This window comes from Candidatus Mycoplasma haematohominis (assembly GCF_902712995.1).
In the GTDB taxonomy this organism is placed as follows: domain Bacteria; phylum Bacillota_I; class Bacilli_A; order Mycoplasmatales; family Mycoplasmoidaceae; genus Eperythrozoon_B; species Eperythrozoon_B haematohominis.
The window spans coordinates 1-5,534 of the sequence record NZ_CACTIB010000009.1 but is presented as its reverse complement, the minus strand read 5'-3'; the positions used below and the strand labels follow the sequence as shown (position 1 = coordinate 5,534).

The 5,534-nt window shown below is 32.1% G+C and carries 7 protein-coding genes; 6 read left to right on the top strand and 1 reads right to left on the bottom strand.

What is annotated here, in order from left to right:
* The coding region (locus H6411_RS02180) for a hypothetical protein (RefSeq protein WP_216083008.1) at positions 1–1,129 on the bottom strand (1,129 nt) is incomplete at its 3' end.
* On the opposite strand from H6411_RS02180, the gene H6411_RS02175 reads away from it, so the two are divergent.
* From H6411_RS02175 to tsaD, 6 genes are all read left to right on the top strand, one after another.
* Positions 1,053–1,865, top strand: coding sequence for a hypothetical protein (locus H6411_RS02175; RefSeq protein ID WP_216083007.1), 813 nt, complete (start codon positions 1,053–1,055; stop codon positions 1,863–1,865). The two genes, H6411_RS02180 and H6411_RS02175, sit on opposite strands and share 77 nt — an antisense overlap.
* Before the next feature lie 4 nt (positions 1,866–1,869).
* Complete coding sequence (locus tag H6411_RS02170) at positions 1,870–2,715, top strand: hypothetical protein (RefSeq protein ID WP_216083006.1); 846 nt, start codon at positions 1,870–1,872, stop codon at positions 2,713–2,715.
* Positions 2,716–2,721: 6 nt separating this feature from the next.
* Entirely contained in the window at positions 2,722–3,093 is a 372-nt protein-coding gene (locus tag H6411_RS02165; protein WP_246307735.1) for an ATP-binding cassette domain-containing protein, read from the top strand.
* 56 nt (positions 3,094–3,149) lie between these two features.
* Complete coding sequence (locus H6411_RS02160; RefSeq protein ID WP_216083005.1) at positions 3,150–3,458, top strand: hypothetical protein; 309 nt, start codon at positions 3,150–3,152, stop codon at positions 3,456–3,458.
* Positions 3,437–4,639 carry a type 2 periplasmic-binding domain-containing protein gene (locus tag H6411_RS02155; RefSeq protein ID WP_369408484.1) on the top strand — a complete coding sequence of 401 codons (1,203 nt, stop codon included), beginning with the start codon at positions 3,437–3,439 and terminating at the stop codon, positions 4,637–4,639. Before H6411_RS02160 ends, H6411_RS02155 begins: the two co-directional genes overlap by 22 nt.
* Positions 4,640–5,534: tRNA (adenosine(37)-N6)-threonylcarbamoyltransferase complex transferase subunit TsaD (tsaD, locus tag H6411_RS02150; RefSeq protein ID WP_216083003.1), on the top strand; the 895-nt coding region annotated here is incomplete at its 3' end.

Genomic DNA, 5,534 nt, shown 5'->3' with positions numbered 1-5,534 from the left:
TCCTATTCTTATATAAAGCCTTAACAGCGCATCAGAAAGATTTACCTCCCAAAGGATTATTAGTTGTTCAAGTTTCTCTTTGATTATCAGTCAAATAACAGTAGTCTGTATTAGCTACTACTATATCAGCACTTTCTGAACCCTGTAAAGAGCCAGTTATGTATGTTGTAGCAGTCATTGGCTCTACACAAAATAAAGCTGCTTCTTGGAAAGGATCTATTGTAGGTTTAGTTGTATCACTACTCATTCCCTTAATAAATTGAGTAGTTAAATAGAAGTTATCTCTTACAAACGCTTGTCCTAATACTGCTTTACACTTATTTTTAAATACATCAATTTGTTCTTTAGTAATTGATTCTTTGTCTTTAATTCCTTCTTTATTAGCTCCAATAACCTTATCTAAATCTTCTCCATCAATAAAAGACTGATCTTCTCAATTATTCTTATTATTCTCTTTCTTAAATCAACCTCCAGCTATTACTTCTTTTCATTTAGCATCATCCTTCTCATCAGTTGTACTTAAAGGTTTAAATTTATGTCTCTTTAAAACATCATCTACTTTAGGAACAGTACATCATTCTCTTAATCTTGCAAGCTCGTTGTATTCTTGACTATTTCGAGTTTCAACTTCTGCTGTAACAACTGTATTTAAAGCGGTAACGCAAGCTGTTTTTCAAGCAGCTACGTATGAAACATTAGGTTTCTGAAGCACAGTAAGGGAGTAGTTGCTATTTCCTACTGTACTAGTAAAAGTTTTATGACCAAATACAACCTGAGAGCTAGTTTTAAATCTCTGTCCGCTACCATAAGTTAAATTAGCTTTGGTTGGATCCAATCTTTCCATCATGATATTCAAAATGATGCTATCTTCAGTGGATTCATTAACCAAAGTAAAACTTTTCTTAGTCAATTCAGTTCCATAAGTTCTAGGAGTATTAGTTCTTTCTGCTGCTTGCTCTTCTTGAGTAACAGTTGGTGATTGCTGCGTCGTTTCATCAGTCTTCAAAATCACATCCATGGTTCCAAAACCATGACCATTTTTTAGATATATTTTGGAACCTACACCTGCTGCTCCAGATAAAACTCCAGTAGCCGTTAAAGCCTTAACAATAGTTGAGAATATAGACATTGTTTTTTTAAATGAAGAGATTTCTTTAGATCCAGAAAAAACTTTTGAAGAAGGTTTAGTTGAATCTTCTGAATTACCTGAACCAGAAATAGATGTTTCAAGTAGTGCAGTTCCTGAGAAGAAATACTTAAAGAAAGAGAACGATAGCAGAAAGGGAGTTATTAATTTCTTTGAAGATGTAGAAGAAATAGGATTTGATGCTAAAGAAGTAGCTAAAAGACAGACAAGAGAATATAAATTCTTTCTTAAATTCCAGAAGTATACTCATGTTAGTCATTTTGTTAAGACAGATGAAATTGGTTCTTACACTTATGAAAAACAATACTGGAATCTTTATTTATTCAATAGAGTTTGTTTCACAATAAGACAAATCTTTTCTCCTTTCTGTTCTAGTCCGTTTGGTACAGATGGAACTTGTCCTATGTTTGAAGCCGAAACCCTATTTAAACCACAAAAGTGTGTTGCTTATGTTGGTAGATCTAGATATCTAACCGAGATAAACTTTAAAAAGTTCTCAAAAGTTATGTCAGTTATTCATGCTGATATTTTTGAAGAACCATTAATAGGAGAAATAGATCCAGAAGAGACTATGTTAGATTGTGGTACTTTCCTTAGAAAAGGAGCAAGTCCTGTAGTAGCTCCTAAAGAAGAATCTAAAGCTAATGAAATTCCAGAAACAGTTATAGATAGACATGAATGACCAGCAGATGTAGCTCCACAATCACAACAACAATAAGACAATGGAATTCTTTAAATCTAAAAATCAGGAGAAACCATACTACAACTTAGAACAAATAGAAAGAAGGAATGCTGATATTCCTGAATTAAAACATCTTCCTTGTTTTGAAAAACATAAGAAGAGCGCTCAATTACTTTTCTCAGAACAAGAACCAGTTCTAGAGCTTAAAAAATTATCTCTTCCTCCGATACCAGCAAGTATTGAATACTTGCCATCTAAGTATGAAAGAAAAAGACTTTCAGCTCTTGCTCCATTAAGTAAAGAAGAAGAAGAAAAACAGGAGCAAACAAAAAAATTATCTAGCTTAATTAAAGAAAGATTAGCTGCAGAATTAGATGAAGAAAGTGCAGGTTTTCAATTTGATCCTGAACAACACGGTCACTATTTATCTTCTCTAACTAAAGAACCAGAAATAGCTTCGCAGGAATGTGTTAGAGCTCCTCTCGCTTCTGACGAGCAAGTAGAAGAATTAACTAGATTACATTTACATTTATATTCAATACTTGCTTTAATACAGGAAACTAATCTAGCAAGCGACTTTAAAGCAGCTTATGATATTCAAGACAAGATCTCTTATATATTGACTAACAGAACCATTATGTTTGAAACACTAGTATTAGATCTAACTATCTATTTACAAGCAGTAATCGAGAAATTAGAGTTCTATCAGAGAGAAATTTATAAGAAACAACAGAAATTTATTTCTTTTAGTAGTAGAATTTCAAGGTTAAAAGAATATAAATATAAGACGGATGAGTCATTTAAGTTAATAGACGATAGCAGAATGATTGCATACCAAGAATTAGATAAAAACTTTAAAGCGCTTGATCAGCAGCAAAAACAATAGGTAGAGTTGTCTACTTTTATTTCTCTTAAAGATATAAATAAGTCTTATTCAGAAAACAATAGAGTTCTAACGAAGTTTAATCTCGACATAGAAGAGGGTTCCTTTGTATCCATACTAGGAGCCTCTGGTTCAGGTAAATCTACAATACTTAATCTAATAGCTGGATTTATTAAGCCTGATTCAGGAAAGATATTGTTGAATGGAATAGATATAAAAGATATGCCTCCAAATCAAAGACCAACAGCTACTGTTTTTCAAGACTATGCTTTATTCCCAAACATGAATGTTTTTGAGAATATTGCTTTTGGTTTAAGAAAGATGTTTACAGATAGAGAAAATATATCTGCAATATTCACAAGACTATACAGGCACAAATAGATAAATCTAGAACTAAGTCTAGGAATAAGTTAGCAGTTTTATCATGCAGAGTAAATGTGCTATTTACTAAAAGAGAAGAGTTAACTAAAAAGTTAGCTAATTTAAAAGAAGGCACATGATCATATAAGTGACATTCTTTGTTATTGAAAAATATAAATGCTCAGATTAATGATTTAGATTACTGGAGATCATATTGAGAGTACTATTCAGTACTAAAGCAAAAAAAACTAATAAATAAGTACACAAAGAGACCACTAAATAAGAAGGAGATAAGGACTAGAGTTCAAAGAATTATTAATTTAGTTGGTCTAGAAGGGAAAGAACAAGCTAGTCATGATACTTTATCTGTATTCATGATCAGGTAGTACATGATAGATTCAGCAAGGGAATCTATGATATGTCTGTAGTTAGCACTTCTATTCTGGAAGAACTAATGGAATCTGATTTGGTTAATGAGATAGATTGGAAGAAGTTGGAGTTGCTTACGAGGCATACCCATAATGGAGACTATAAAAATGCTAAAGATTATGAAAAGATAGATAATGGATGAGAGGCTATCTCTCTTTTCTCTGGGATTGTTAGAGCTATTCTTCAGTCTAATCCTAATCTAATTAGATATGGAATTCCATATTTTATGAATAAGTTGAGTTTTTGTTATAGGGGTACAGAAATAGACGGTTTAAAAGGAAAAGTAACCTGAAAAACATTAGTAGAAGAAATATCTAAGGATAGTAGGTTTTATTCTAAAAATGGCAAGTCTAAATTAGGGTTAATGGATGACCCCAGGACTGTCCTTTCTTTATCTAGATTTGTAGCTGGAGAAAAAAGTGTTAATCCCGCTCCAGGACTGTATAGAGATCACTCTTCTATATACGACACATATACAGAATTACTTAAATACTTAAATAAAAATAAGATGGGCTCTAATTTCTTATTTCTATCTCCTTATTCTTCAGCATTAGTAGATAGCTTGGCATATGGAGATATAAAGGGAGCAATCATGTATAACGCTGATTGTTTATACACTTCATATGGAGGCAATTTAGGACTTAATTATGTCCCACATGATTTACATTTAGTAGATATAGAGACTGATATCTATTTCCTAGATTTCATAGTTATCTCTAATAAATTAAGTGAAACAAAAATAGAAAAAGTTTATGAGTTTTACAAAAAAATGCTTATGAATGGGCATAATAAAGGTAGAAAGATATTGAGCACTAACAAGCAGGATTCATATGATGAAACTAGCGAAGAATATTTATATGAACCAACTCAGAATTTTGATTATGTCCGGTATACTCCAGTATTAAGAAACTTACATACCCATGCAGCTAGAAGATACTTCAATGATGATTCTGAGATGGGTTCAATTACAGACTCAAAAAAACAAGAAGAAATGAAACAACTAAGAAGAAGAGCAATGGCAACTCCGTGAGTGCAAAGCACAAGCAAAGATATAAAAAATCTATATGAATCCTCTTTCAGCTCTAAAACTAAAAGTGATATGTTGATAGCCTTTGAAAAATTTAAGGCACATCTTTAGGTGAAAAGTAGTTTAATTTTAGGAATAGAGACTAGTTGTGACGATACTTCAGTAGCTCTAGTCAGAAATAATAAATTATTAGATTGTATAGTTATCTCCTCGGCAGAATTGCAGGCTAATTTCGGAGGAGTCGTACCCGAATTAGCTGCAAGAGAACATGAGAAATATCTATTACCTTCAATAAGAGAACTACTGGCTAGAACTGGAGTATATTGAAGAGAAGTAACCCATATTGCCTATACAAGTCAACCAGGGTTAGTAGGTTGTTTATTAGTAGGACAAGTATTCGCTAAGACACTATCTTTAGCAAGTAATAAACCATTAATAGCTGTTGATCATATATATAGTCATATATTTTCTGTAGGCTTAACTGCTCCTATTAAATTCCCTTTCTTAGCTCTAGTCATCTCTGGGAAAACAACTGCCTTATATTTTGTAAATAGTTTTACTGATATTGAATTATTAGAAGATACAGCAGATAATGCTATAGGAGAGGTATATGACAAGGTAGCCAGAGAGTTGGGACTTAAGTATCCAGGAGGTGCAGCTATAGATGCTTTATTTAATAGAGATAGGAAAGTACCTAATTTATTGAAACATAAGACTAATCCAGCTCAGAGATTTAGTTATTCAGGGATACTTAGTGCAGTTGTTAGATTGTGTAAATTTATAGATAGAACAGGGATAGAGAATAGAAATGAGTATGTAGCTACTATGTTTCAAAAATGAGTTATTGATGGTTTGATAAGTAAATTGAAATATTGAATCAACAAGAAAGATGTTCGTTGTGTATATGTTTCTGGAGGAGTAGCAGCTAATAAATATTTAAGAGAAGAATTAGAGAAAATAAATACTGATGTGTTTGTAGTTGATAAGAAATTCTCTGGAGATAATG